Origin of the sequence: Arcobacter cryaerophilus gv. crypticus (genome assembly GCF_002993025.1) — a bacterium.
Classification (GTDB): Bacteria; Campylobacterota; Campylobacteria; order Campylobacterales; family Arcobacteraceae; genus Aliarcobacter; species Aliarcobacter cryaerophilus_B.
The window spans coordinates 13,733-36,805 of the sequence record NZ_NXGI01000021.1 but is presented as its reverse complement, the minus strand read 5'-3'; the positions used below and the strand labels follow the sequence as shown (position 1 = coordinate 36,805).

25 protein-coding genes are annotated in these 23,073 nt (G+C 27.7%); 16 read left to right on the top strand and 9 right to left on the bottom strand.

The window, feature by feature from the left end:
- Positions 1-20 precede the first annotated feature (20 nt).
- Genes greA through uvrB form a run of 3 tightly spaced genes read left to right on the top strand, consistent with a single transcriptional unit; the run spans position 21 to position 3,201 of the window.
- Positions 21-506: a transcription elongation factor GreA gene (gene greA, locus CJ670_RS08630; protein WP_105939670.1), complete on the top strand. Its 486-nt coding sequence runs from the start codon at positions 21-23 to the stop codon at positions 504-506.
- A gap of 2 nt (positions 507-508) precedes the next feature.
- Positions 509-1,213: a UDP-2,3-diacylglucosamine diphosphatase gene (locus CJ670_RS08625; RefSeq protein WP_105939669.1), complete on the top strand. Its 705-nt coding sequence runs from the start codon at positions 509-511 to the stop codon at positions 1,211-1,213.
- Between the two features lie 14 nt (positions 1,214-1,227).
- Positions 1,228-3,201 carry an excinuclease ABC subunit UvrB gene (gene uvrB, locus CJ670_RS08620; protein ID WP_105939668.1) on the top strand — a complete coding sequence of 658 codons (1,974 nt, stop codon included), beginning with the start codon at positions 1,228-1,230 and terminating at the stop codon, positions 3,199-3,201.
- Between the two features lie 42 nt (positions 3,202-3,243).
- On the opposite strand, the gene argH is transcribed toward uvrB, so the two are convergent.
- Positions 3,244-4,635 carry an argininosuccinate lyase gene (gene argH, locus CJ670_RS08615; protein WP_105912052.1) on the bottom strand — a complete coding sequence of 464 codons (1,392 nt, stop codon included), beginning with the start codon at positions 4,633-4,635 and terminating at the stop codon, positions 3,244-3,246.
- 76 nt (positions 4,636-4,711) lie between these two features.
- On the opposite strand from argH, the gene CJ670_RS08610 reads away from it, so the two are divergent.
- Positions 4,712-5,962: a GGDEF domain-containing protein gene (locus CJ670_RS08610; protein ID WP_105939667.1), complete on the top strand. Its 1,251-nt coding sequence runs from the start codon at positions 4,712-4,714 to the stop codon at positions 5,960-5,962.
- A gap of 17 nt (positions 5,963-5,979) precedes the next feature.
- Here the strand turns inward: CJ670_RS08610 and CJ670_RS08605 are convergent, their stop codons facing one another.
- Both CJ670_RS08605 and CJ670_RS08600 read right to left on the bottom strand, forming a co-directional pair.
- Complete coding sequence (locus CJ670_RS08605) at positions 5,980-6,603, bottom strand: CBS domain-containing protein (RefSeq protein ID WP_105939666.1); 624 nt, start codon at positions 6,601-6,603, stop codon at positions 5,980-5,982.
- Between the two features lie 53 nt (positions 6,604-6,656).
- Entirely contained in the window at positions 6,657-7,589 is a 933-nt protein-coding gene (locus tag CJ670_RS08600; RefSeq protein ID WP_105939665.1) for a NifU family protein, read from the bottom strand.
- A 240-nt stretch (positions 7,590-7,829) separates the two neighbouring features.
- Between CJ670_RS08600 and sufB the strand changes: the two genes are divergently transcribed.
- The 8 genes from sufB to CJ670_RS08560 all read left to right on the top strand — a co-directional run bounded on the left by sufB (position 7,830) and on the right by CJ670_RS08560 (position 15,660).
- Complete coding sequence (sufB, locus tag CJ670_RS08595; RefSeq protein ID WP_105939664.1) at positions 7,830-9,266, top strand: Fe-S cluster assembly protein SufB; 1,437 nt, start codon at positions 7,830-7,832, stop codon at positions 9,264-9,266.
- A gap of 2 nt (positions 9,267-9,268) precedes the next feature.
- On the top strand, positions 9,269-10,042 hold the full coding sequence (gene sufC / locus CJ670_RS08590; RefSeq protein WP_105912047.1) for a Fe-S cluster assembly ATPase SufC: 774 nt from the start codon (positions 9,269-9,271) through the stop codon (positions 10,040-10,042).
- Positions 10,029-11,057: a SufD family Fe-S cluster assembly protein gene (locus tag CJ670_RS08585; protein WP_105939663.1), complete on the top strand. Its 1,029-nt coding sequence runs from the start codon at positions 10,029-10,031 to the stop codon at positions 11,055-11,057. Before sufC ends, CJ670_RS08585 begins: the two co-directional genes overlap by 14 nt.
- A 1-nt stretch (position 11,058) precedes the next feature.
- Positions 11,059-12,246, top strand: a complete 1,188-nt coding sequence (locus tag CJ670_RS08580; protein ID WP_105939662.1) for an aminotransferase class V-fold PLP-dependent enzyme — start codon at positions 11,059-11,061, stop codon at positions 12,244-12,246.
- A gap of 3 nt (positions 12,247-12,249) precedes the next feature.
- Entirely contained in the window at positions 12,250-12,657 is a 408-nt protein-coding gene (locus CJ670_RS08575) for a SufE family protein (RefSeq protein ID WP_105939661.1), read from the top strand.
- 15 nt (positions 12,658-12,672) lie between these two features.
- Positions 12,673-13,023, top strand: coding sequence for a metal-sulfur cluster assembly factor (locus CJ670_RS08570; protein ID WP_165785204.1), 351 nt, complete (start codon positions 12,673-12,675; stop codon positions 13,021-13,023).
- Positions 13,024-13,194: 171 nt separating this feature from the next.
- Positions 13,195-14,643, top strand: a complete 1,449-nt coding sequence (locus CJ670_RS08565; RefSeq protein WP_105912042.1) for an acetyl-CoA carboxylase biotin carboxylase subunit — start codon at positions 13,195-13,197, stop codon at positions 14,641-14,643.
- A 93-nt stretch (positions 14,644-14,736) separates the two neighbouring features.
- Positions 14,737-15,660 (top strand): AEC family transporter, encoded by a 924-nt coding sequence (locus tag CJ670_RS08560; protein ID WP_105912041.1) that lies wholly within the window; start codon positions 14,737-14,739, stop codon positions 15,658-15,660.
- On the opposite strand, the gene CJ670_RS08555 is transcribed toward CJ670_RS08560, so the two are convergent.
- From CJ670_RS08555 to CJ670_RS08535, 5 genes are all read right to left on the bottom strand, one after another.
- A complete protein-coding gene (locus CJ670_RS08555) occupies positions 15,657-16,532 on the bottom strand; it encodes a DMT family transporter (RefSeq protein WP_105939660.1) in 876 nt (291 codons plus the stop codon). The genes CJ670_RS08560 and CJ670_RS08555 overlap by 4 nt on opposite strands.
- Before the next feature lie 36 nt (positions 16,533-16,568).
- On the bottom strand, positions 16,569-16,793 hold the full coding sequence (locus CJ670_RS08550; protein ID WP_105939659.1) for a DUF2798 domain-containing protein: 225 nt from the start codon (positions 16,791-16,793) through the stop codon (positions 16,569-16,571).
- Positions 16,794-16,865: 72 nt separating this feature from the next.
- Positions 16,866-17,429, bottom strand: a complete 564-nt coding sequence (locus CJ670_RS08545) for a rhomboid family intramembrane serine protease (RefSeq protein WP_105939658.1) — start codon at positions 17,427-17,429, stop codon at positions 16,866-16,868.
- Positions 17,429-19,846, bottom strand: coding sequence for an endopeptidase La (lon, locus tag CJ670_RS08540; protein WP_105939657.1), 2,418 nt, complete (start codon positions 19,844-19,846; stop codon positions 17,429-17,431). The genes CJ670_RS08545 and lon overlap by 1 nt, the downstream gene beginning before the upstream one ends.
- A gap of 44 nt (positions 19,847-19,890) precedes the next feature.
- Positions 19,891-20,544: an outer membrane protein assembly factor BamD gene (locus CJ670_RS08535; protein WP_105909730.1), complete on the bottom strand. Its 654-nt coding sequence runs from the start codon at positions 20,542-20,544 to the stop codon at positions 19,891-19,893.
- Between the two features lie 183 nt (positions 20,545-20,727).
- On the opposite strand from CJ670_RS08535, the gene CJ670_RS08530 reads away from it, so the two are divergent.
- The 4 genes from CJ670_RS08530 to CJ670_RS08515 all read left to right on the top strand — a co-directional run bounded on the left by CJ670_RS08530 (position 20,728) and on the right by CJ670_RS08515 (position 22,423).
- Positions 20,728-21,492, top strand: coding sequence for a pyrroline-5-carboxylate reductase (locus tag CJ670_RS08530; RefSeq protein WP_105916425.1), 765 nt, complete (start codon positions 20,728-20,730; stop codon positions 21,490-21,492).
- A gap of 61 nt (positions 21,493-21,553) precedes the next feature.
- The gene (locus CJ670_RS08525; RefSeq protein WP_105939656.1) at positions 21,554-21,763 is read left to right on the top strand and encodes a hypothetical protein; all 210 of its coding nucleotides are present in this window, start codon (positions 21,554-21,556) and stop codon (positions 21,761-21,763) included.
- Positions 21,741-22,094, top strand: coding sequence for a hypothetical protein (locus tag CJ670_RS08520; protein WP_207763624.1), 354 nt, complete (start codon positions 21,741-21,743; stop codon positions 22,092-22,094). Before CJ670_RS08525 ends, CJ670_RS08520 begins: the two co-directional genes overlap by 23 nt.
- Positions 22,091-22,423, top strand: a complete 333-nt coding sequence (locus CJ670_RS08515) for a hypothetical protein (RefSeq protein ID WP_105939655.1) — start codon at positions 22,091-22,093, stop codon at positions 22,421-22,423. Before CJ670_RS08520 ends, CJ670_RS08515 begins: the two co-directional genes overlap by 4 nt.
- Here CJ670_RS08515 and CJ670_RS08510 read toward each other — a convergent pair.
- Positions 22,413-23,012 carry a non-canonical purine NTP pyrophosphatase gene (locus tag CJ670_RS08510; RefSeq protein WP_105939654.1) on the bottom strand — a complete coding sequence of 200 codons (600 nt, stop codon included), beginning with the start codon at positions 23,010-23,012 and terminating at the stop codon, positions 22,413-22,415. The genes CJ670_RS08515 and CJ670_RS08510 overlap by 11 nt on opposite strands.
- Positions 23,013-23,073 lie beyond the last annotated feature (61 nt).

Here is a 23,073-nt window from a genome sequence, read left to right as displayed (position 1 = left end):
AAATATTTATGGGAGATGTTATGGACAAAGAACCAATGACACTTGTAGGTTACAATAAAGTAACAAATGATTTAGAGTTTTTAAAAAGCGTTGAGAGACCAGAAACTGTAATTGCACTCGATGAAGCAAGACAACTAGGTGATTTAAAAGAGAATGCTGAGTATCACAGTGCAAAAGAAAAATTAAAATTTATAGATGTTCAAATAGCAGAATTAAGTAACACAATTTCAAAAGCAGTTATAGTAGATCCATCATCTTTACCACACGATAGAGTAAGTTTTGGTTCAACTGTAAAACTAGTAGATGCTGAAACAGACGATGAATTTACTTATACAGTAGTTGGTGGAGTTGAGTCAAATGTTGAAAAAGGGCTAATATCTTTTAACTCACCTTTAGCAAAACAGCTTATGGGAAAAGTTGAAGGAGATGAATTTATTGCAACACTTCCAGGTGGGAATAAAACTTTTGAAATTTTAAAAGTATATTACAAAGAGTTAGAGCTATAAATTTGGGTTTTATTTTGAAAGATGAGGCTATTTTTATAGCCGATTCTCACTACAATAAAAAAAATCAAGAGTTTAAAATAATCTTAGAAAAAATAAAAAATGGTGAAATATTTTGTAGCCAAATTTTTTTAATGGGTGATAATTTTGACTTTATATCAGGTGAGTCAAGATATTTTGTAAAAAAATATCAAAATTTAATAGATAATATAAACACTCTTTCAATAAGCCATGAAATTTTCTATTTAGAGGGAAATCATGACTATAATTTACAAACACTTTTTCCAAATATAAGAGTTCTAAAAAGAGAGAAACAACCTTTACTTTTGGAATATGAAGATAAAAAAATAGCTCTATCGCATGGTGATAATTTTATAAATTGGCACTATAATTTGTATTGTAAAATTATAAGAAATAGCTATTTTCTTTATTTTCTAAATCTTTTGGATATAAATTTTTTTATAAGTAAAAAAATAGAAAAATCTTTAGAAAATAAAAATATTTGTCATAATTTAACTTATTTTGAAGAACTTGTAAATAAAAGGGTGAAAAACTATAAAGAAGATATTGTTATTGAAGGGCACTATCATCAAGCAAAATCCTATAAAATAGGAAATCAAGATTATATAAATATTCCATCTTTAGCTTGTCAAAAGAGTTTTACAAGATTTAAAAATGGTAAATTTTTAAATGAAAAATTAGAAAATTAAAAGGATATTTTATTTTGGCAAAATTTGAAGTAGTAAGTGAGTATAAACCAGATGGAGACCAACCAAAGGCTATTGAGGTTTTATCTAAAAGTATAGAAGAAGGTAACCAGTACAATACACTTTTAGGGGTTACTGGAAGTGGAAAGACTTTTACTATTGCAAAAGTGATTGAAAGAGTTCAAAAACCAACTTTAATTATGACTCATAATAAAACTTTAGCAGCACAATTATACTCAGAATTTAAACAATTTTTTCCAAATAATCATGTTGAATATTTTATCTCTTATTATGATTATTATCAACCCGAAGCTTATATTCCAAGAAGTGATTTGTTTATTGAAAAAGATAGTTCAATTAATGAAGAGTTAGAAAGATTAAGACTTAGTACAACTGCATCACTTCTATCTTTTGATGATGTAATTGTAATTGCATCCGTATCTGCAAACTATGGACTTGGAAATCCAAGTGAATATAAAGCAATGGTTCAAAGAGTTGAAGTTGGTTTTTCTTACTCTCAAAAAGAGTTTTTATTAAAACTTATAGAGATGGGTTATAAAAGAAATGATAAGTTTTTTGATAGAGCTGATTTTAGAGTAAATGGCGATGTTATAGATATTTTTCCTGCATATTATGAAGATGAGTTTATAAGAGTTGAGTTTTTTGGGGATGAAGTTGAAACTATATCAAAACACGAATATTTAACAAATGATAAAATTAAAGAATTAAAAGAGGTAATTATCTACTCTGTTAATCCATTTGTTGTAACACAAGGTAATCTAGCTCGTGCAGTTAAAGAGATAGAAGAAGATCTTGAAAAAAGATTAAACTATTTTAAAAGTGAAGATAAACTTGTGGAGTATCAAAGACTTAAACAAAGAGTTGAATTTGATTTAGAGATGATTGAAGCAACTGGAATGTGCAAGGGAATTGAAAACTATGCAAGACATCTAACAGGACAAAAACCAGGAGAAACTCCATACTCTTTACTTGATTATTTTGCTCAAATGGACAAAGATTTTTTACTAGTTGTTGATGAATCTCATGTTTCCTTACCACAATTTAGAGGAATGCATGCAGCTGATAGAAGTAGAAAAGAGGTTTTAGTTGAGTATGGATTTAGGCTTCCAAGTGCGCTTGATAATAGACCTTTAAAATTTGATGAATTTATAAATAAAGCTCCAAATTACATATTTGTAAGTGCAACACCAAATGAGCTTGAACTAGAGCTAAGCTCTGCTGTTGCAGAACAAATTATAAGGCCAACTGGGCTTCTTGATCCAGTTATTGATATAGTAGATAGTGAATTTCAAGTTGAAAAACTTCACGATGAAATAAAAAAAGTGGTAGCTTTAAATGAAAGAGTTTTGGTAACCGTTTTAACTAAAAAAATGGCTGAAGAGTTGGCAAGTTATTATGCTGATTTAGGAATAAAAGTAAAATATATGCATAGTGAAATTGATGCAATTGAGCGAAATCAAATAATAAGAGAACTAAGACTTGGAACTTTTGATGTTTTAATTGGAATAAATCTTTTAAGAGAAGGTCTTGATATTCCTGAAACTTCACTTGTTGCAATTTTAGATGCTGATAAAGAAGGGTTTTTAAGAAGTCGTACTTCTTTAATTCAAACTATAGGAAGAGCTGCAAGAAATGAAAAAGGAAGAGTTATATTGTTTGCAAAAAGAGTTACAGCTTCTATGCAGTTTGCAATAGATGAGACAAATAGAAGAAGAAAAATCCAAGAAGAGCACAATATTTTACATGGAATTACTCCAAAATCAACTACAAGAAAACTAGACAAGAATTTGAAAGTTGAAGAGTACGATACGGTTGCTCTAAAAAAACAGCGACTTGAAAAAATGCCAGCAAGTGAGCGAAAAAAACTATTAGTTGAGCTAAATAAACAGATGAAAAAAGCTTCAAGTGAGTTAAACTTTGAAGAGGCTATTAGAATTAGAGATGAGATTGCAAAAATTAAAGAGCTATAATCAATAAAAAGTGTAGTCTTAATTAACTACACTTTTTTCTTATCAAGCCTTTGATAACCACTCTTTAAAATAATCAATTTGAACTTTAGTCTGTTTTGTAGAAGTTCCACCAAATGAATTTCTACTATTCATAGAGTTTTCTAAGCTTAAATACGAAACTATCTCTTCATCTATATTTTCAAGCTCTTTTGCCGAACTTCTAATCTCAGATATATTTAACTCGCTTATATCTTTGTTTAGACTATTTGCTTTTTGTACAACTTCTTTTGTAATATAGTAAGCTGTCCTAAATGGCATATTTTGTTTTGCAACCAAATAATCAGCCAAGTCAGTAGCTGTCAAATGCCCTATTTTAGAAGCATTTTCCATGTTTTCTTCTTTTACAATCATAGTTTTTATAACTTCATTTAAAATATTAAGTGAGATTTCAATAGTTTCAACAGAATCAAAAACTCCCTCTTTATCCTCTTGTGTATCTTTATTATAAGCTAGTGGAAGTGATTTCATAATTGTTAAAAGTGAGATTAAGTTTCCATATACACGACCTGTTTTTCCTCTTAAAAGTTCTGGCACATCTGGATTTTTCTTTTGAGGCATAATTGAGCTTGTTGTTGCATACTCATCACTTATTTGTATAAATCTAAACTCGTAAGAACTCCATAAAACAAGCTCTTCTGAAATACGGCTAATATGCATCATTATTGTAGATATATTAAAAAGCAATTCCAAAGCAAAATCTCTATTTGAAACACTATCCATAGCATTTTGTGTTGGAGCATAAAATCCTAAAAGTTCTGCTGTTTTAAATCTATCAATATTATGTGGAGTTCCTGCCATTGCAGCACTTCCAAGAGGTGAGTAATTATTTCTTATATATGAGCTTTCAAATCTTTCAAAATCTCTTTTAAACATATTTGCATATGCCATCATATGAAAACCAAAATTAATTGGTTGGGCATGTTGCAAGTGTGTCATTCCTGGCATTATAGTTGTTGTATGTTTTGAAGCAATTTCAACAAAAGTAGATATTAACTCTTTTATTTGCTCTTGAATAGATTTTGTTTTTTCTTGCACATAAAGAGTGAAATCTGTACAAACTTGGTCATTTCTACTTCTTGCTGTATGCACTTTTTTTCCAGCTTCTCCAATAATTTGAGTAAGTCTATTTTCAACTGCCATATGAATATCTTCATACTCTAAAGAAAATTCGAATTCACCACTTTGTATCTCTTCTAAAACTTGCAAAAGACCTTTTTCTATACTTTTTTGTTCATCATTTGTAATAATATTTTGTAAAGCCAACATCTTAGAGTGTGCAATTGAACCTTTTATATCTTGAGAATATAGTTTTTTATCAAACATTATAGAAGCATTAAACAAATCAAGTAGCTTTGAATTTGTATTTTTTAAAATCTGATTATTTGTATTTTGCATAAAAATTTCCTTTAAAGATTAAGTAAATATTATATCATAAGTGATATAATATTTTCAAAAAACTTAAGGCACTTTTATGAATGAAAATCTAAAAGAGATTACAAAAAATACTTTAGAGAAATTAAGACAAAAGAACCTTCCAACAACCCCTGAAAACTACTTTTTAGAGTTTAAGGAACAAGCTAAGATTTTTAAAACTGAATATAGTGATGTAACCATACTAAACCAAGCATTAATAAATCTAACAAATGATGAAAAAAAAGTTCTGCACAATAACTCAATTTTCGAAATAATACCTATTTTATTAAAAAGAGCAAATAATGATGAATTAAAATCACTAATTGCTACTTTTAGTGACCTTTTAGCTCCTTCAGTAAATTTTGAGTTAAAAGAAGAAATTGAAGATTTTATTCTTGATTGTCTTAAAAATCCAATAAATGTAACATCAAAAGAGTCTATATTAAAAATAAAAAACTTTGCAAAAAATAGAATTGAAGCTGATAGAAGAGTTTTAAAAGAGAAAACAAATGATATTATAAAACTAACTTCTTTAATGAGTAGATACTATGATAAAACACTAAATGATAGCAATAGTTCAAATGAAGATATAAAAAAAATAAAAAAAGATTTAGAATCTTTAGAAATTTCTGATTTTTCACAAAGAGAGCTAACAGCTGTTCAAAAAAGGTTAATTAATACTATTTACAAACTTGAGGACTCTTTGCTTGAAAACAATAGAATTTTGTCATCAAATATTGATAGATTTAAACAACTAAATAAGCAAATTGAAGAGCTTGAAAGAGAGCTACAAATTACAAAAGAGGATTATTTATATGACTTTTTAACTTCTGTATTAAATAGAAGAGCTTATGAGGTTGAAGCAAAAAAGACTGAAAAACAGTTTTTTATATTTGAAACAAATTTTGCAATTGTATTTTTTGATATTGACCACTTTAAGAAGATAAATGATAGTTATGGTCATGCTTGTGGTGATGAAATTTTAAAATCTTTTGCAAAAATCTTAAAAGAACTTACAAGAAAAGAAGATATTGTAGCTCGTTATGGCGGAGAAGAGTTTGTTGCATTAATAAACTTTAGAGATAAAATAGAAGTAATAAGATATATAAAAAGAGTAAAAAATGCTTTTTTAAATAGCACATTTATATATAAAGAGCATAAAATAAATATTGCTTTTTCAGCTGGTGTTACTTTTAGAAATAATTACAACTGTATTGCAGATGCACAAGCAAAAGCAGATGAACTACTTTATGAAGCAAAAAACCAAGGAAGAGATAAAGTTATTTTTGATGATGGAACAGTTTTATAAATAAAAAGTTATATTTATCAAGACCAAAGCTGAAGCTTTGGTAAATTTGCAACGGCTTTTAAAATATCTGTTTTTGATATAATCCCCATCAAAATATCGCTATCATCAACTATGGGAATTGCATCTAACTTTAAATCCAACATTACTTTAACAACATCTCTAACATCTGAATCTGGATCAGCTGTTAAAACTTCTGGTAAATAAACATCATCGATTTTTCTTTTTAAAATAGTTTGTGTATCATCTAAATGATTCATAAGTAAAGTTAAAATTATTTTTTTGTTTACAATACCAATTATCTTTTTTCCAAAGCCAGTAATTGGGATTTGTGATACTTTTTTTTCTTTTATTAAATAGTATATATCTTCAATTGTAGAGTCATTTCTAGCATATATAACATCATGTGTCATAATATCTCTTGCTTTATAAACTGGTTCAAGATTATCTAAAGTTGCAACTTTTTTATAAGAGTTTAAGAATTGATCTTTTTTCTCTTTATTTAATTCATTTGAAAAATTTTGAATCAAACCCTCTTTTGGCTCAAACCTAGCAGATTCTAATTCCTCAACATTTTTCAAAGCATATAAATTGTCACTTGTACTTCTAAATCCTACAGTTCCATTATTGTATATAGCAAACATCAAAATTCCTAAAAAAGTTTATTTTATTGTATCAAAATAACTAATCTTTTATCTTAAATTGGTAAAACTCTAATATTTTCATTAACTTTACTTTGTAAAATAGACTCAATAGCATATAAAGTTCCCATACTTCCAGAACTACACCCACTACAAGCACCTAAATATCTAATATATAAATCATGATGTGGAGATGATTCTACAATATCTAAAATTTCCATATTCCCACCATCCATAACAAGCATTGGTCTTACATCATCATCTAAAACATCTTCTATTAACTCTATTTTTTGCTCTTTTGTCATAGCTTCAAAATTTGTATTAATATACGATGGTTCATCTTTTTGTTTTTCATTTTCAATTTGTGCTCTTGTTTGCTCCAAAATATCACTTAGATATATCTCTTTTTCTTCTAAACCGCCCTCTTTTTGACAAGATTTACAAAATATTCCAGCTTTTGTAACATTTCCAATATCTTCAATAGTTAATAAATCAAAGTTTTTGATAGCATCTTTTATAGTTTTTAAATTTGTTCTTGCACAATCACAAACAATATAATCATCATCAAAATCGTTCATATCTCTTTTTTCAGAATTTAATGCAACTTTTTTTAATATCACAAAATTTAAAAAACTATTATGTAACTCTTCAATACTAAGAGCTGGTATTTGTGGCTCATCTCTTAGAGCAAATTCAACATCAGTTTTAAACAAATTTGCTACTTTTTCAATACTCTTTCCAATACATAACTCAATCATCATATCGTTTAAAGCAACTATTAAACCAGTTGCGAATGATTTAAATTTTGCATTAAAAACTATTTTATCTTTTGTAATTGCAAAATATACTCTTAAAGTATCATTTCCATTTGATTCAAAGTCTGCAACAACTAGTTTACAGCCCAAACTTTGTGCCTCTTGTTTTGTTATTTCTCCAAAATTCTTTGGATTATTAATTCTTTCATCTATTTTTTTTGAATAATTTTTCATCTAAATTCCATACTTTATAATATTTTTTTATTTTTATAATAAATTTTTTTGTATCTTATTTAAAATAGGATAAATTTTATCTTAATTTTAAATACGATTTAATAGGCAATAAATTGCTTTTTTATAAATTACTTCTACTTTATTAGTATTTATGTCTTTACATTATATACTTATTTTGATATTATTCAAATCGGACAATATTAGTCTTAATTAAAAATAAATAAATTTAACGGAGAAGTCATGAGTGAAAATCAACAAATACATGACATTATAAACACAGATTATAAATTAGGTTTTGAAACTTTGGTTCAAAGCGATACCTTTGCAAAAGGTTTAAATGAAGATGTTATAAGAGCAATTAGTGCAAAAAAAGATGAGCCTGAGTTTTTACTAGATTTTAGGTTAAAAGCATATGAAAAATGGTTAAAAATGGAAGAACCAACTTGGACAAATTTACAATATCCAAAAATAGATTATCAAGATTATGCATACTATTCAGCACCAAAAAAAGCTTTAAACTCTTTAGATGAAGTTGATCCTGAGATTTTAAAAACTTACGAAAAACTCGGAATTCCTCTTGAAGAGCAAAAAATGCTTGCTGGTGTTGCAGTTGATGCTGTTTTTGATTCTGTTTCAATAAAAACTACATATCAAGATGAACTTGAAAAACTAGGAATTATATTTTGCTCAATTAGTGAAGCATCACACAGATTTCCAGAACTTGTAAAAGAGTATATAGCAAGCGTTGTTCCTGTAACTGATAATTATTTTGCTTGTTTAAATAGTGCTGTTTTTACAGATGGAAGTTTTGTTTATATTCCAAAAAACACAAGATGTCCAATGGAACTTTCAACTTATTTTAGAATTAATGCTCTAAATACAGGACAATTTGAAAGAACTTTGATTATCTGCGATGAAGGATCTTATGTTTCATACAATGAAGGGTGTTCAGCTCCAAGTAGAGATGATAGACAACTTCACGCAGCAGTTGTTGAATTAGTTGCACTTAAAAATGCTCATATAAAATATTCAACTATTCAAAACTGGTATCCAGGAGATGACACAGGAAAAGGTGGGATTTTAAACTTTGTTACAAAAAGAGCATTATGTAAAGGTGATAACTCAAAAGTATCTTGGACACAAGTAGAAACGGGTTCAAGTATCACTTGGAAATATCCATCTTGTGTTCTTCAAGGTGATAATAGCGTAGGAGAGTTTTACTCTGTTGCCTTAACATCAAGAGCACAACAAGCAGATACTGGTACAAAAATGATACATTTAGGTAAAAATACAAAATCAACAATTATATCAAAAGGTATCTCTGCTATGAAAGGTATAAATGCCTATAGAGGATTGGTTAGAGTTGGTAAAAATGCTATAAATGCAAGAAATATCTCTGAGTGTGATTCTCTTTTGATTGGTCATAAATGTCAAGCACATACATATCCGTATCATGAGATTAGAAATAGTAGTGCAAACATAGAGCATGAAGCAACAACTTCAAAAATTTCAGATGAACAACTATTTTATTTAAATCAAAGAGGAATAGATGAAGAAGATGCAATTGCTATGATTGTAAATGGTTTTTGTAAAGAGGTTTTAAAAGAGTTACCAATGGAGTTTGCTGCTGAAGCAAAAGAGTTATTAAATATTTCATTAGAAGGAAGTGTGGGTTAATTATGAGTACAAAAAATACATTATTAAAAATTGAAGATTTAAAAGTTAATATAAATGGAAATGAGATTTTAAAAGGATTAAATCTAGAGATTAAAGAGGGTGAAATTCATGCACTAATGGGTGTAAATGGAGCTGGAAAATCTACTTTAGTTAAAACACTTGCAGCTCACTATGACTGTGAAGTATCAAGTGGAAAAGTTACATTTAAAAAGAAAGATTTACTACAAATGGATGTAACAACAAGAGCAAATGAAGGTATTTTTATGAGTTTTCAAAGTCCTGTTGAAGTTCCTGGAGTAAACAACAGCTACTTTTTAAGAACTGCTATGAACGCAAAAAGAGCTTATGAAGGCAAAGAAGAACTTGATGCAATGCAGTTTTTAAAGCTTGTGAAAGAAGAGACAAATAAATTTGAAATTGATAGAAAACTATTACAAAGAGATTTAAACGATGGCTTTAGCGGTGGAGAGAAAAAAAGAAATGAACTTGTACAACTTCTAATGCTAAATCCAGATTTAGTAATGCTAGATGAAATAGATAGTGGACTTGATGTTGATGCTATCAAAATTGTTGCAAATGTTATAAATTCAATGCTTGATGGTAAAAAATCTATTCTTATGATTACTCACTATGATAGACTTTTAGAGCTTATCAAACCTGATTTTGTGCATATTTTAAGTGATGGAAAAATTGCTAAAACTGGAGATTATAGTTTGGCTTTAGAACTAGATGAGAAAGGTTTTGAAGCATTAGGAATAAATAATGCAAATAGCTAATCTAAATATAAATCTTCCACAAAAAAAAGAAGAAGAGTTTTTAAAAATAGATTTTACTTCACTTTTTAATTTTGATTTTAAAGAGCATAAAACTTTGGATTTTGCACTTGATTTGAAATCTATAAAAGATGATGAGATTTATGATTCAAAACTATTTTCTATAGCAAATAGTTTCGATAACAATAAAAAGATTTTAACAATATCAGAAGATTTAGAAAATCCTTTGATTATTGTAAATAATACAAAAAATAGCGAAACTCTATATACAAATAATCTTTTAATTAATGTAAAAGAAGGTGTAAAAGCAACTGTTATTGAAGTTTTTACTTCTAACTTAAACAGTTCAACAATTTTGGCAAATAGAACAATAGAAGTTGAAAAAAATGCCTCTTTAGAGTATGTAAAAATTCAAGATATGAGTTTTTCTAACTCTTTAATTTTCTCTTGTAAAGTAAAACAAGATGATAAATCAAATTTAGAAATATCAAACTTTGAGTTTGGAGATGGATTTTGTGTAAATAGTTTTGAAAATAAAATTGACAGCTTGGAAGTAAACTATGAGTTAAATGGTTTAAATAAACTAAGAAATAGTGCAAATATATCAACTTTGGTAAAAACAACTCACAACAATCAAAGCTCAAGAAGTAATATAAATTATAAAAATTCACTTCTTCACAAAAGCCGAGCAGTTGTAAAAATAAGATCAATAGTTACACAAACTGGACTTTATTCAAAAGCTTTCCAAAACTGTAATTCAATACTTTTAAGTGATGATGCAGTTATTTTTGCTCAACCATTTTTGGAAATATTTATAGATGAACTTGAAGCTAGCCATGGAACAACAACAGGAACTTTAAATAAAGAGCAACTTTTATATCTTCAAGCAAGAGGAATAAGCAAAGAGAAATCATATGAAATGCTACTTGAAGCTTTTGAAAACTCAATAAAAAATAATATCAAAGATGAAAAAATAAAAGAGTTCTTAGAAGAGTATAAAAAAGAGAGTTTTATTTAATATGTATAAAAAAGATTTTCCATACTTTACAAATTCAAAAACTGTATATTTGGATAGTGGAGCTACAACTCAAAAACCACAAAGTGTAATTGATGCAACAGTTGAATACTATACAAAATACTGTTCAAATACTCATAGAAGTAGTTTTGGAGATGCAAATAAAGCCACAACTGAGTTTGAAAATACAAGAGAAGTTTTACAAAAATTTATAAATGCAAACAAAAAAGAGGAGATAATTTTTACAAAAGGTGTAACTGAAAGTATAAATTTCATAGCTTCATCTTTTGCATATATGTTTAAAACAATTATTATCTCAAGCCTTGAGCATCATGCAAATATTGTACCTTGGCATATGCAAGGTAGATTTTTAAACTCTGGACTTGAAGTTGTAAACTGTAACGAAAACTTAGATTTTGATTTTGAGCATTTTGAAGAGATTTTAAAAAAGAATCCAAACTCTTTTGTAAGTATTGCTCATGTTACAAATGCTTTTGGAAAAGTTCACGATATCAAAAAAATAATCTCTTTAGCACATGATTATGGTTGTGTTGTCTTAATTGATGGAGCTCAAAGTTTAAGTAGTTTTAAAATAGATGTACAAGAGCTTGATTGTGATTTTTTTGCAATCTCAGGACACAAAACTTTTGGTCCAACAGGAGTTGGAGCTATTTATATAAAAGAGAAATTTTTTGAAAGTGTAAAACCTTATCAAACAGGTGGAGCTGTTATAAACAGTGTTGATTTTAAAGAGGGAACTACTTTTTTGAACTCTCCATATAAGTTTGAAGCAGGAACACAAAATATTGCTGGAGTTATAGCTTTTAAAGAAGCTTTGCATTATATTCAAAATATTGGATATGAAAATATAGAAAAAAGAAAAAATGAGCTTTTAAAATATCTAGATGATGAGTTGAAAAAACTTCCAGATATAATTTTTTATAACAATTTAAAAGATTGTAGCAGTACTCGAAGCTTTAATTTCAAAGGTATTATGCATGATGATATTTCAATACTTCTTGATAAATTACAAGTTGCCCTTAGAGTTGGTCATCATTGTGCTCAACCAATTATGAAAAAACTTGGAATAAAAGGAACTATTAGAGTAAGTCTTGCACTTTACAATGATTTTGAAGATATAAATAAGCTTATTGCTGCACTAAAAAAAGCATTAAGTATGTTGAAGGATTAAAAAATGAGTATAAAAAAAAGATTAGAAAATATAAAAGAAGATTTAGAATTTTTTGATGAAGAGTTGGCTAAATATGAATATATTATTGATTTAGGAAAAAAACTACCACCTTTTGATGAAAAAAACCAAATTCCTGAAAATTTAGTTCACGGTTGTACTTCTCAAGTTTGGTTAATTTGTGAAAAAAAAGATGATAAACTATTTTTTTATGGAACAAGTGATGCGATAATTGTAAAAGGTTTAGTTTATATTATTTTAGAGATTTTCTCAAACTCTACAATAGAAGAGTTAAAAGATGTTGATATGGACATAGTAAGAGAGCTAGGACTTAGCGAAGTTATAACTCCAAATAGACAAAGTGGTGTTATTGGAATGATTAAAAAAATAAAAGAGTATGCTTTAAAAGCTTAAGCAAAAGGATAAATTATGAGTGGAATTTTTAATAAAGATGAAATAAAAGAGAGAATTATAGAGAATTTAAAAAAGGTTTATGACCCTGAAATCCCTGTGGATATTTATAGTTTAGGGCTTATTTACAATATAGAACTAGAAGAGAGAGAAAACTATCTGTTTTGTGAAATAGATATGACTCTTACAAGCCCAGCTTGTCCAGTTGCAGATAGTTTACTTGAGCAAGTAAGATATGTTGCTATGGCTGTTGATGAAGTTGATGAAGCAAAAGTAAACTTAGTGTTTGAACCTGTTTGGGAAATGCATATGATGAGCGAAGAAGCAAAAGAAGTTATGGGAGCTAGTGGAGCTGCTATTTCTTGGTAATATAAATAAACTATTAAATAAAAAAATCTTTAGCTGTATAAACTAAAGATTTTTTTATTCAACAATATTGGCAATATTAGCAATATCCAACTATTATATTGACAATAATTAAGAAGAATAAATCAAAAAAATACCCTAAAATCTCAGTATAAAATTTTAAAAGGTGAGTATATGAAAAAAATCAATAAAGTACTTATTGCAAATAGAGGAGAGATTGCACTACGAATAATAAGAGCTTGTAAAGAGCTTGAAATTAAAAGTGTTGCAGTATTTTCTGAAGTAGATATTGAAGGTATTTGGGTAAGAAAAGCAGATGAGTGTTATCCAATTATGGGAGATGTTGTTCAAGCATATTTGGACTATGAAAAAATTATATCAATAGCTAAAAAATCTGATTGTGATGCAATTCACCCTGGATATGGATTTTTAAGTGAAAATGCTGATTTTGCAAGAGCTTGTGAAGAAAATGGGCTTATATTTATTGGTCCAAAACCAGAACATATAGAACTTTTTGGTGATAAAATGGCATCTAAAGTAGCTATGAAAAAAGTTGGAGTTCCTGTTTTAGAGGGTACTGATGAGCCAATTACTGATATTGAAGAGGGTGCAAGAATTGCAAAAGAGATTGGTTTTCCTGTAATTATCAAAGCTGCATTTGGTGGTGGTGGAAGAGGAATGAGAATAGTAAGAGAAGAAAAAGACTTCAAAGAACTATTTGAAAGTGCTTCAAATGAAGCAAAAAAATATTTCGGTCGTGGTGAAGCATTTATTGAAAAATATGTTGAAAATCCAAGACATATAGAAATTCAAATTATCGCTGATAAATATGGAAATGTTTTACACCTAGGTGAAAGAGATTGTAGTATTCAAAGAAGACACCAAAAAGTTATTGAAATTGCTCCATCACCACTTCTAAACAATGAAGCAAGAAAAGAGTTGTATAGAATTGCTACAAAAGCTATGTTCAAACTAGGATACGAAAGTGTTGGAACTGTTGAATTCTTACTTGATCCAGATGACAATATCTACTTTATTGAGATGAATACAAGAGTTCAAGTTGAGCATCCTGTAACTGAAACTATTACAGGAGTTGATATTATTCAAAGAATGATTCAAATTGCTGAGGGTAGTAAAATGATTTTCTTACAAGAAGAGATTAATTTTAGAGGTTACTCTATAGAATTTAGAATAAATGCTGAAAATCCTCTAAAAGGATTTATGCCATCTGTTGGAACTGTTGAAAAATATTTAACACCAGGAGGTCCTGGTGTTAGACTTGATTCTGCACTTTATACAGGATATAAAGTTCCACCAAACTATGATTCAATGGTTGGAAAACTAATTGTTTGGGCAATAGACTGGGAAGGTTGTGTTAAAAAAGCAAAAAGAGCTTTAGATGAGTTCTATATTGAAGGTTTCCCAACAAATATTCCACTTCATAGAGAAATAGTTAGAGATCAAGATTTTAAAGATGGTAAATTTACTACAAATTACCTTGATAAAAAAATGGATATTTTCACTTTAAATAGTCAAGACAATATCCAAGAAGAAGAAGGAAAAATTGAAAATCTTAAAAAACTAATAGCTACAATTAACTCAAAAAATATAGCAACAAGATAGTAATTTATTGATATTAAGAGCTAAAAGCTCTTAGTATCTACATCTAAAGCTTCAATAATATATAATTGCAAAAAATTAATTCGAGGCTATGTTTTGTCAATCTTTTTTACTCTATTAGGAAAAATAATCCCTTTATACATAAGTATTATTTTAGGATTTTTAAGTACATATTTACTTAAATGTGACAAAGAAACTGTTGCAAAAATTTTACTTTTTTTATTATCTCCACTAATAATTTTTACAGCAACTATAAATATAAATTTAAGTGCAGCAACTTTATCTTTACCACTATTTTTCTTTATTTTTAGTTCAATTTTAAGTTTTACTCTTTTAGCATATTTTAAAAGAATTTATAACGATAACACTGCAAATCTGCTAGCTTTTAGTACTTCAACAGGAAACACAGGAAATATAGGAATTCCACTTGCAATACTCTTTTTAGAACCAAATATGGTTGATGTTTTTATATTTACAGTTTTAGCTTCACTTTTATATCAAAACTCAGTTGGATACTATATTACTGCTAAAGGTAATTTTAGTGCAAAACAAAGCCTTTTAAAAATGCTTAAACTTCCAGTATTATATGCATTTATTTTAGGAGTTATATTTAATTTATGCGAAATAAAACTGCCTGAAATATTTGTGAACTATAATGAATATATAAAAGGTGCTTATACGATTTTAGGTATGATGATTGTAGGTATGGGACTTGAAAAAGTTCGATTTGATAGCTCTTTTGATATAAAATTCATCTCTTATGCTATGTTTATAAAATTTGTTGTGTGGCCAGTTTGTATCCTAATATTTATATTTATAGATAAAAACTATATTCATTTTTTAAATGATGGTTTATATACTGTTATGTTTCTGTTTTCTATTGTACCTCTTGCTGGAAATACTGTAACGGTAGCCACTTTACTAAATGTAAAACCACAAATTATGAGTGTGGCTTTGTTTATCTCAACTGTTATATCGCTGTTTTATATTCCATTAGTTTTATATTTTTATATAAATTAAGTTTTTCTTTTTTTATATAAAGCTATAAAAATTCCTAAAAGTATAACAATAGTAGAAATAAAAAGTTCAAAAGTAAAAGTTTCATTAAGAAAAATAATACTTAAAACTATAGCTATTATTGGTACTATTAACTGAACTATACTTGCAGTCATAATCTGCATTTTTGGTAAAATTGAATACCAAATAAATACTCCAAAAGCAGTTGTTATTGAACCTGAAATAGTTGCTAAAATTGAAGTATAAAAATCTATTTTAAGACTATTTTCAAAAAAGAAAAGATAAAAAATAGCAAACAATATTGAAAAAATAAAAGCTTTAACAAAGCTATCGCTTGCATTTAAAATTGCATTATTTGATTTTTTTCCAAGGACACTAAATATTGCCCAAGCAATTCCTGATAAAAGCATCAAAAAAGTATGAAAATATGAGATTGTGAAATCAGCTTTTGGATACAAAAGATATATTAATCCAACAAAAGCTATGGTTATTCCGAGAATTTTATTTAAAGTTAATTTCTCACTTAAAAATAGAGCTAAAATAATCATAGATAATTGCACAACCGCAAATAAAATCAAAGTTCCAATACCAGCTGGCATATTTATATATGAGTATGAAAAACAAATTGCATATAAAAAAAACATAAATCCACTAAGATAGTTGGTTTTTAGAGATATTTTTATGTTTTTATTTTTATAAAAATAAATCACTAAAAGAACAAACATAGCAGATATAATTCTTACAAAAGTAAAAGAAAAGGCATCAATATTTTGTGTGAAAATAGCCATTCTAGCCAAAATCGAATTTGAAGCAAAAAATAGTAAAACTATAAAAATTAATCCTATAAGTTTTAAATCAAAACTCAAAATTTTCATAGTTTACCTCTAAATTTAATTGTATTTAAAATCTATCTACTCTTTTATGACTTTTACAACAACTTTTTTTACAAATGGAGCAACAAAGGATATTATAGGAATTGCACAAACAGCTGCTTTAAAAAAAGCTTCCATCCACTTTATGAAAAAACCATCAATAAATCCTAAATTTATAAATGAGATTATAAAGCTCATTATAAAACTCATAATAGTACCCATAATAAGGGCAAAAATATATCTTTCATACTTTTTATCTATCATTTTCAACCTTCATATAATGTATTTATATAATTAATTTTATGTTATTTTAAACATGTCACTTGTATTGATTTTTTATCTATAAGATATTAAAGGGAAAAATCTTTTTTCAATAATTGCATACACAAACCCAACAAAAAGACCTATAAAGTGAGCATACCAAGCAATTGGAAGTCCTATTAAAAGAGGAGCAACGGAGATTAATAAAATCCAAGTTATTATTCCATTTCTTTGATACTTATCAAAATATGCAATATAACCTAAAATAGCACATATAGCACCACTTGCTCCTACTAAGTTTACTTGAATATCAATATAAAAAATATATAAAAACGATAAAAGAGAAGTTAAAATACCTGTAAACAAATATAATATTATAAATCTTTTTTTACCACGAGCTTTTTCTATAAGATTTCCAAATTGCCATAAAACAAACATATTCATTCCAAGGTGAGCAATCCCGCCATGAGAAAAGATTGAAGTAAGTGGTTGCCAATAAAATCCACCAACCAAAAAATATAGGTTTAATCCCATAAAAAGTGAGCCATTTTGTATATTAATTTGAATAATATAGGCTACAAGAGTGATAAAAATTATCACATTTGTAACACTAAAATCTTTTTTAGCTACAAAACTCATTAAAGTAGTGCCTCTTTTAAAACATCTTCTATATTATTTACAAATTTTATCTCTAAAGCCTCTTTTACTTCAAGTGGTATTTCTTCTAAATCTCTTTCAAAATTCTTTTTAGGGATTAAAACCTTTTTGATTTTTGCTTTATAAGCAGCTATTAATTTCTCTTTTAAACCACCAATTGGAAGAACTTTTCCACTTAAAGTAAGCTCTCCCGTCATTGCAACATCTGCTTTTATTTTTCTATTACTTAAAACTGAAGCCAAAGCTAAAGCCATTGTTATTCCAGCACTTGGTCCATCTTTTGGAGTTGCACCTTCAGGAATATGTAAGTGAATATCATATCTTTTGTAAATTTCACTACAATCAACTAACTCTTTTTCATCTTTTTCTTTAAAAGTTTTTGGAATATCTTTTTCATCTATTTTCAAAATTTTGTTATCTATTAGATGTTTTACAACAGAATATGAGATAATTGAAGACTCTTTCATAACATCACCTAAGTTTCCAGTTACTTTTAAATCACCTTTTCCTTTTAGTTTTATCGCTTCTATTTTTAAAATATCTCCACCAACAGCTGTCCAAGCTAAACCATTTGAAACTCCAACAACATCTATTTTATCAGCTGGTTCTATCTCAAAAATCGGATTATCTAAATACTCTTTTAAATCTTTTGTACCAATTGTTACTTTTGTAATAGTCTCATCTTCTAATATCTTTTTTACAACTTTTCTAAATATTTTTGAAAATACTCTTCGTAAATTTCTCACTCCTGCTTCTCTTGTATATTTTGCAATAATTAGCTCAATAGTTCCTTTATTTATACTCACCTCATCTTTTTTAAGTCCATGTTTTTCAAGTTCTTGAGGAATTAAATAATCTTTTGCAATATGATATTTTTCATTTGGAGTATAAGAATTTAGCTCTATAAACTCCATTCTATCTTTAAGCGGAGCTGGAATTTTTCTAATATCATTTGCAGTTGAAACAAAAATAACTTGTGACAAATCAACTGGAAAATTAAGATATAAATCTCTAAACTCATGATTTTGTTCAGGGTCTAAGATTTCTAGCATAACAGCAGAAGGGTCACCTCTGTGGTTACTTCCTAATTTATCAATCTCATCAAGAACAATAACTGGATTCATTTTTTTTGCATCAATCAAACCTTTGATTAATCTTCCTGGCATTGCTCCAACATAAGTTCGTCTATGACCTCTTAGTTCATTTACATCTTCCATTCCACCTAAAGCAACTCTTACAAGTGGTCTAGCAAGAGCTTTTGCTATTGAATTTGCTAGTGAAGTTTTACCAACACCTGGAGGTCCTACAAAACAAAGAACTGTACCTTTTGCTTTTAAATCTTCAATATTTCTTTGTTCTAAAAGCTGTTTTACTGCAAAATACTCTGCTATTCTCTCTTTTGCTTTTTCTAAGCAATAATGGTCTTTATTTAGTTGCTTCTCTACACTAGAAACTGAGAATTTAGAATTTGCAAACTCTCCAAAAGGAATATCCAAAACCATCTCAACATAAGTTTGAAGAAGTGAAGCATCTGGTGAGTCTGCATTCATTCTGCTTAGTTTTTCTACTTGCTTTTTTGTCTCTTTATAAGCTTCTTTACCCATAAAGCATTTTTTAGCTTTTAATCTTTTTTTGAAAGATTTTATATCTTCCTCTTTTTGATTATCAGCTCCTAACTCTTTTTGAATAGCCTTAATTTGCTCTTTTAGAAAATAATCTTTATGACTTTTTTCTATTTTTGAATTTACTTTTTGAGTTATCTCTTTTTGTATTTTGTATGACTCTATCTCATTTTTTACAATCTCAATAATTCCTATAATTCTTTGTTCCAAATTTATATTTGAAAAAATCTTATATGCTTCATCTTTTTTTATTTTTAAAACAGAAGATACCAAATCAGCAACTCTACTTGGTACATCGTTTTCTTCTATTGCTTTTATTAAGTCACTTGGGAATTTGTTATTTAGTCTTGATAATTTTTTGATATTGTCAATCAAAATATTTATTAATGATTTCAACTCAATATCATTTTGTGTCTCTTCTGCAAGAATATCAACAGTAGCGAATATACTAGAAGTTGGTTCAAAATCTATTATTTTTGCTTTTGAAACACCTTGAAAAAGAACTTTTACCTTACCATCTGGTAAAGATATTTTTCGCATAACATTTCCAACTACACCAACATCATAAAAACTATCTTTTTCTCTAACACCTTCTTTTCCTGCTTTTGAAACTGCTATCATAACAAGTCTATTAAACTCTATTGCATTTTCAACCGCTTTTATATTCTCTTGATTTTCTAAAAACAAAGGTGTAATCATAAATGGATATAAAAAAATCTCATCTTCTATAATCAATGGTATTGTTTGTGGAAAATTACCATAATTTTCTAATTGCATATCTTACTCTAACTCCCTTATTTTATACATTTTTTATATAATTTTTATTCAAAAATTGCTCTGTAAAATGGTACTTCTACTGGTTTTATTTCATTTGGATCTACCCAAGAATTTTTTGCTTTATCCATATAAAGCTCTGCTGCTTTTGGTTTATCTCTTCTCTCATACAAACCAGCTATTTCTTTATCCATAGAAGCTTTTGCCATAAATAATCTTGCATTCATAGTATCAACAAGTGGCATATATGGTGAATTTGGATACTTGTATTTAAAATCTATAATATGTGATAAAGTATCATCTATTAGCTGTTGATCTCTAAATTGTTGTTTGAATCCCATAAAATTTGCTTTAATTTTCATATATCTTGCATAATCAATATCTTTACTCAAGCTAAATCTTTTCATATATTCATCTAAATAAAAATTTGCCAAAGCATACTGTTCATCAGCCATGTGTGCATTTACAAGTATAAGTATAGCTGTTGGAATATATGGTGAATTTCTATGTTCACTCTCTAAAGATGTGTAAGTATCATCTGCTTCATCTAAATCATTCATTCCTATTTGCATCATCATTTTATTGTACCAATAAAGTGCTGGTTTGTTGTACTCTTGCTCACTTTTAGATGCACAAGCACCAAATACAATAGCTGCTGTAAAAATCAGTAACAGGTTTTTGATTTTTAGGTTTTTTAACATTTTTGTCTCCATTATCTAGCGTAAAGCAATATATTACCTAAAAAATACTTTATTTTTTAATTAAAAGAATTTAAGATTATACTTTGTGATACAAAAAATAGTATTTTTTATAATATTTTAAAGCAATACTTATAATTATAAATTAAAAATGGCTATAATCTAAAAAAATATTTAAGGTGAACTATGAAATTAACACTTATAGGAAATGGAATTATGGCTCAATCTTTGGCTATTGGGCTTGTAAAAAAGCATGAAGTTGAGATGATAGGAAGAGAGATAGAGAAATTAAAACTTATCAAAGAAAAAATCCCTGAACTACAAATAAAAGAGTTAAGCGACAAAGAGGATATTAGTGGAAAAAATATAATCTTTTGTGTAAAACCTTATGCACTAGAGAGTGTTTCGATAAGACTTGTAGGAACTGCAAATTCTTTAATCTCTATTTTAGCTGGTACAAAATTGGATTATTTAAGAAAACAAATTAGTGCAAAACACTATGCAAGAACAATGCCAAATATAGCAGCAAGTGTACAAAATTCTATGACAACAGCTACAGGAGATATTGAGATAAAAGATTTAACTCTTGAAGCTTTTGGAGCTATTGGTGAAGCTATTTGGGTGAATAATGAAAATCAATTAGATATCGCTAGTGCAATTACAGCTTCTGGACCTGCTTTTTTAGCTTTAGTTGCTGAAGCTATAGCAGATGGAGCAGTTAAAGTTGGTCTTGAGCGACATTTAGCTCAGCATTTAGTTCAAGGGCTTTTTAGTGGAACTTCTTCGCTTTTAAAACACTCTCACTCAGCTATTATAAAAGATAGCGTAATGAGTCCAGGTGGAACAACAGCAGCTGGATATGCAAAACTTGAAGAAGGAAGAGTTAGAGATGCTTTTATTAAAGCTATCGAAGGCTCATTTCAAAAATCAAAAAATATTGCTGAAAAGTAGTATAACTCTTTTTGAGACAATAATTAGCCTTTTAATCCTCATGGTAATTGTAGGTGGATTTTTGAAAATTCCATATAATAACTATGAAGATGAAGAGCTTTTTAATAGCTTAAATGAACTTGAAAATAGTTTTGCTACAAAAGATTATCGATATTTTTTAAAACAAGAAGAGTTTTTGCTTATCACAAAAGATGAGCAAAAAGAGAGCATAAATGTAAGCAAATATATCTTCAAAACTGACAAAATAAATGTTTTTAAATATGAAAAATAGCTTCTCTTTATTTGAACTAATATTAACTCTAGCAATTTCAACAAGCATAATAATATACTCTACTTTACTTGTAAAAGATTTGATTATCCTAAATAAAATATCACTTTCAAAAGAGTTAGCAAGACTTGAATTAAACTCTACAAAAATATTTATTGAAAAAAACAAAAATGAGTTAAATAAATTTGGTTTAAATAATAAAATACTCTATTTTGATAACAATATTTTACTAAAAAATGTAAATGAATTTAATATTTACATAAGCGATGAAGTAGCAACTATTAATATTTCTTTAGAAAATAGTTCTAAACAAGTATGGAAAATTGCACTATGAAAAAATCCTATGTACTTTTTATAACTTTGATTTTGGTAGTTGTTTTTTCTGTTTTAGCAAATTTTATTTTGGAGACAAATTCTCTAAAAAATGAGGCGTTTACACAAAAATACCTATATTTACAAGCAAAAAATCATATTTTATTTCTAGAAGAGTATATTTTAAAAACAGATTTAGAAGATACAAAAATAATCAAAATAGATGATGATTTATTTGAGATAATAGCAAAAAAATATGGTGAAGAACAAAGCAAACTCTTTTTTTTGAGTGTCCAAAATAAAAAGTTTGCAATAAGAATAAGATTAACGAAGCAAATTGTTAAAGAATAACTTCTAAAACTTTTTTTGCCAATTTTAATGCCCTATTTCTATGTGAAAACTCTTGCTTTACTTCAAAATCTAACTCTCCTAAAGTTTTATCAAAACCATCTGGAATAAAAAGTGGGTCATATCCAAAACCATTTGTTCCTAACTCTTTATTTATAGCCATTCCATGCATAAAACCGTGAACAGTGTATATTAAATCATTATATATTATTGCTATGCAAGCTGTATAAAAAGCTAGTGTTTTATCTAAATTCAACTCATCTAATTTTGATATTAGTTTTGTATTGTTCTCTTTATCACTTGCACCAACTTTAGCATATCTTGCACTAAAAACACCAGGAGCATTTTGTAAAATAGGAAGAGAAATTCCACTATCATCGGAGATTACTACAAAATCTTTTTCTCCTATTTGTTTTAATTTTTCATTTACCTCACTAGCTTTTATTATTGCATTTTCTTTAAAACTAGATCCTGTTTCATCTATATCAAATTTTCCTAAAATATCGCTATATGCAAAGACATTATTATTAGGAAGAAGATTTTTAAACTCTTCTATTTTACCTCTATTTGCACTTGCTAAAATAATTTTCATTTTTTGCCTTTAAAAAATAGTTCCTATTTAAAAGGAACCTTAGTATATAATCAATACTCAA

Excerpts from the sequence above, each read along its gene's own strand:
- greA (WP_105939670.1), top strand. The coding sequence starts at position 21 with ATGGACAAAGAACCAATGACACTTGTAGGTTACAATAAAGTAACAAAT.
- argH (WP_105912052.1), bottom strand. The coding sequence starts at position 4,635 with ATGCAAAATACAAATAATCAGATTTTAAAAAATACAAATTCAAAGCTA.
- CJ670_RS08610 (WP_105939667.1), top strand. The coding sequence starts at position 4,712 with ATGAATGAAAATCTAAAAGAGATTACAAAAAATACTTTAGAGAAATTA.
- CJ670_RS08605 (WP_105939666.1), bottom strand. The coding sequence starts at position 6,603 with ATGTTTGCTATATACAATAATGGAACTGTAGGATTTAGAAGTACAAGT.
- CJ670_RS08600 (WP_105939665.1), bottom strand. The coding sequence starts at position 7,589 with ATGAAAAATTATTCAAAAAAAATAGATGAAAGAATTAATAATCCAAAG.
- sufB (WP_105939664.1), top strand. The coding sequence starts at position 7,830 with ATGAGTGAAAATCAACAAATACATGACATTATAAACACAGATTATAAA.
- sufC (WP_105912047.1), top strand. The coding sequence starts at position 9,269 with ATGAGTACAAAAAATACATTATTAAAAATTGAAGATTTAAAAGTTAAT.
- CJ670_RS08585 (WP_105939663.1), top strand. The coding sequence starts at position 10,029 with ATGCAAATAGCTAATCTAAATATAAATCTTCCACAAAAAAAAGAAGAA.
- CJ670_RS08580 (WP_105939662.1), top strand. The coding sequence starts at position 11,059 with ATGTATAAAAAAGATTTTCCATACTTTACAAATTCAAAAACTGTATAT.
- CJ670_RS08575 (WP_105939661.1), top strand. The coding sequence starts at position 12,250 with ATGAGTATAAAAAAAAGATTAGAAAATATAAAAGAAGATTTAGAATTT.
- CJ670_RS08570 (WP_165785204.1), top strand. The coding sequence starts at position 12,673 with ATGAGTGGAATTTTTAATAAAGATGAAATAAAAGAGAGAATTATAGAG.
- CJ670_RS08565 (WP_105912042.1), top strand. The coding sequence starts at position 13,195 with ATGAAAAAAATCAATAAAGTACTTATTGCAAATAGAGGAGAGATTGCA.
- CJ670_RS08555 (WP_105939660.1), bottom strand. The coding sequence starts at position 16,532 with ATGAAAATTTTGAGTTTTGATTTAAAACTTATAGGATTAATTTTTATA.
- CJ670_RS08550 (WP_105939659.1), bottom strand. The coding sequence starts at position 16,793 with ATGATAGATAAAAAGTATGAAAGATATATTTTTGCCCTTATTATGGGT.
- CJ670_RS08545 (WP_105939658.1), bottom strand. The coding sequence starts at position 17,429 with ATGAGTTTTGTAGCTAAAAAAGATTTTAGTGTTACAAATGTGATAATT.
- lon (WP_105939657.1), bottom strand. The coding sequence starts at position 19,846 with ATGCAATTAGAAAATTATGGTAATTTTCCACAAACAATACCATTGATT.
- CJ670_RS08535 (WP_105909730.1), bottom strand. The coding sequence starts at position 20,544 with ATGTTAAAAAACCTAAAAATCAAAAACCTGTTACTGATTTTTACAGCA.
- CJ670_RS08530 (WP_105916425.1), top strand. The coding sequence starts at position 20,728 with ATGAAATTAACACTTATAGGAAATGGAATTATGGCTCAATCTTTGGCT.
- CJ670_RS08520 (WP_207763624.1), top strand. The coding sequence starts at position 21,741 with ATGTTTTTAAATATGAAAAATAGCTTCTCTTTATTTGAACTAATATTA.
- CJ670_RS08515 (WP_105939655.1), top strand. The coding sequence starts at position 22,091 with ATGAAAAAATCCTATGTACTTTTTATAACTTTGATTTTGGTAGTTGTT.
- CJ670_RS08510 (WP_105939654.1), bottom strand. The coding sequence starts at position 23,012 with ATGAAAATTATTTTAGCAAGTGCAAATAGAGGTAAAATAGAAGAGTTT.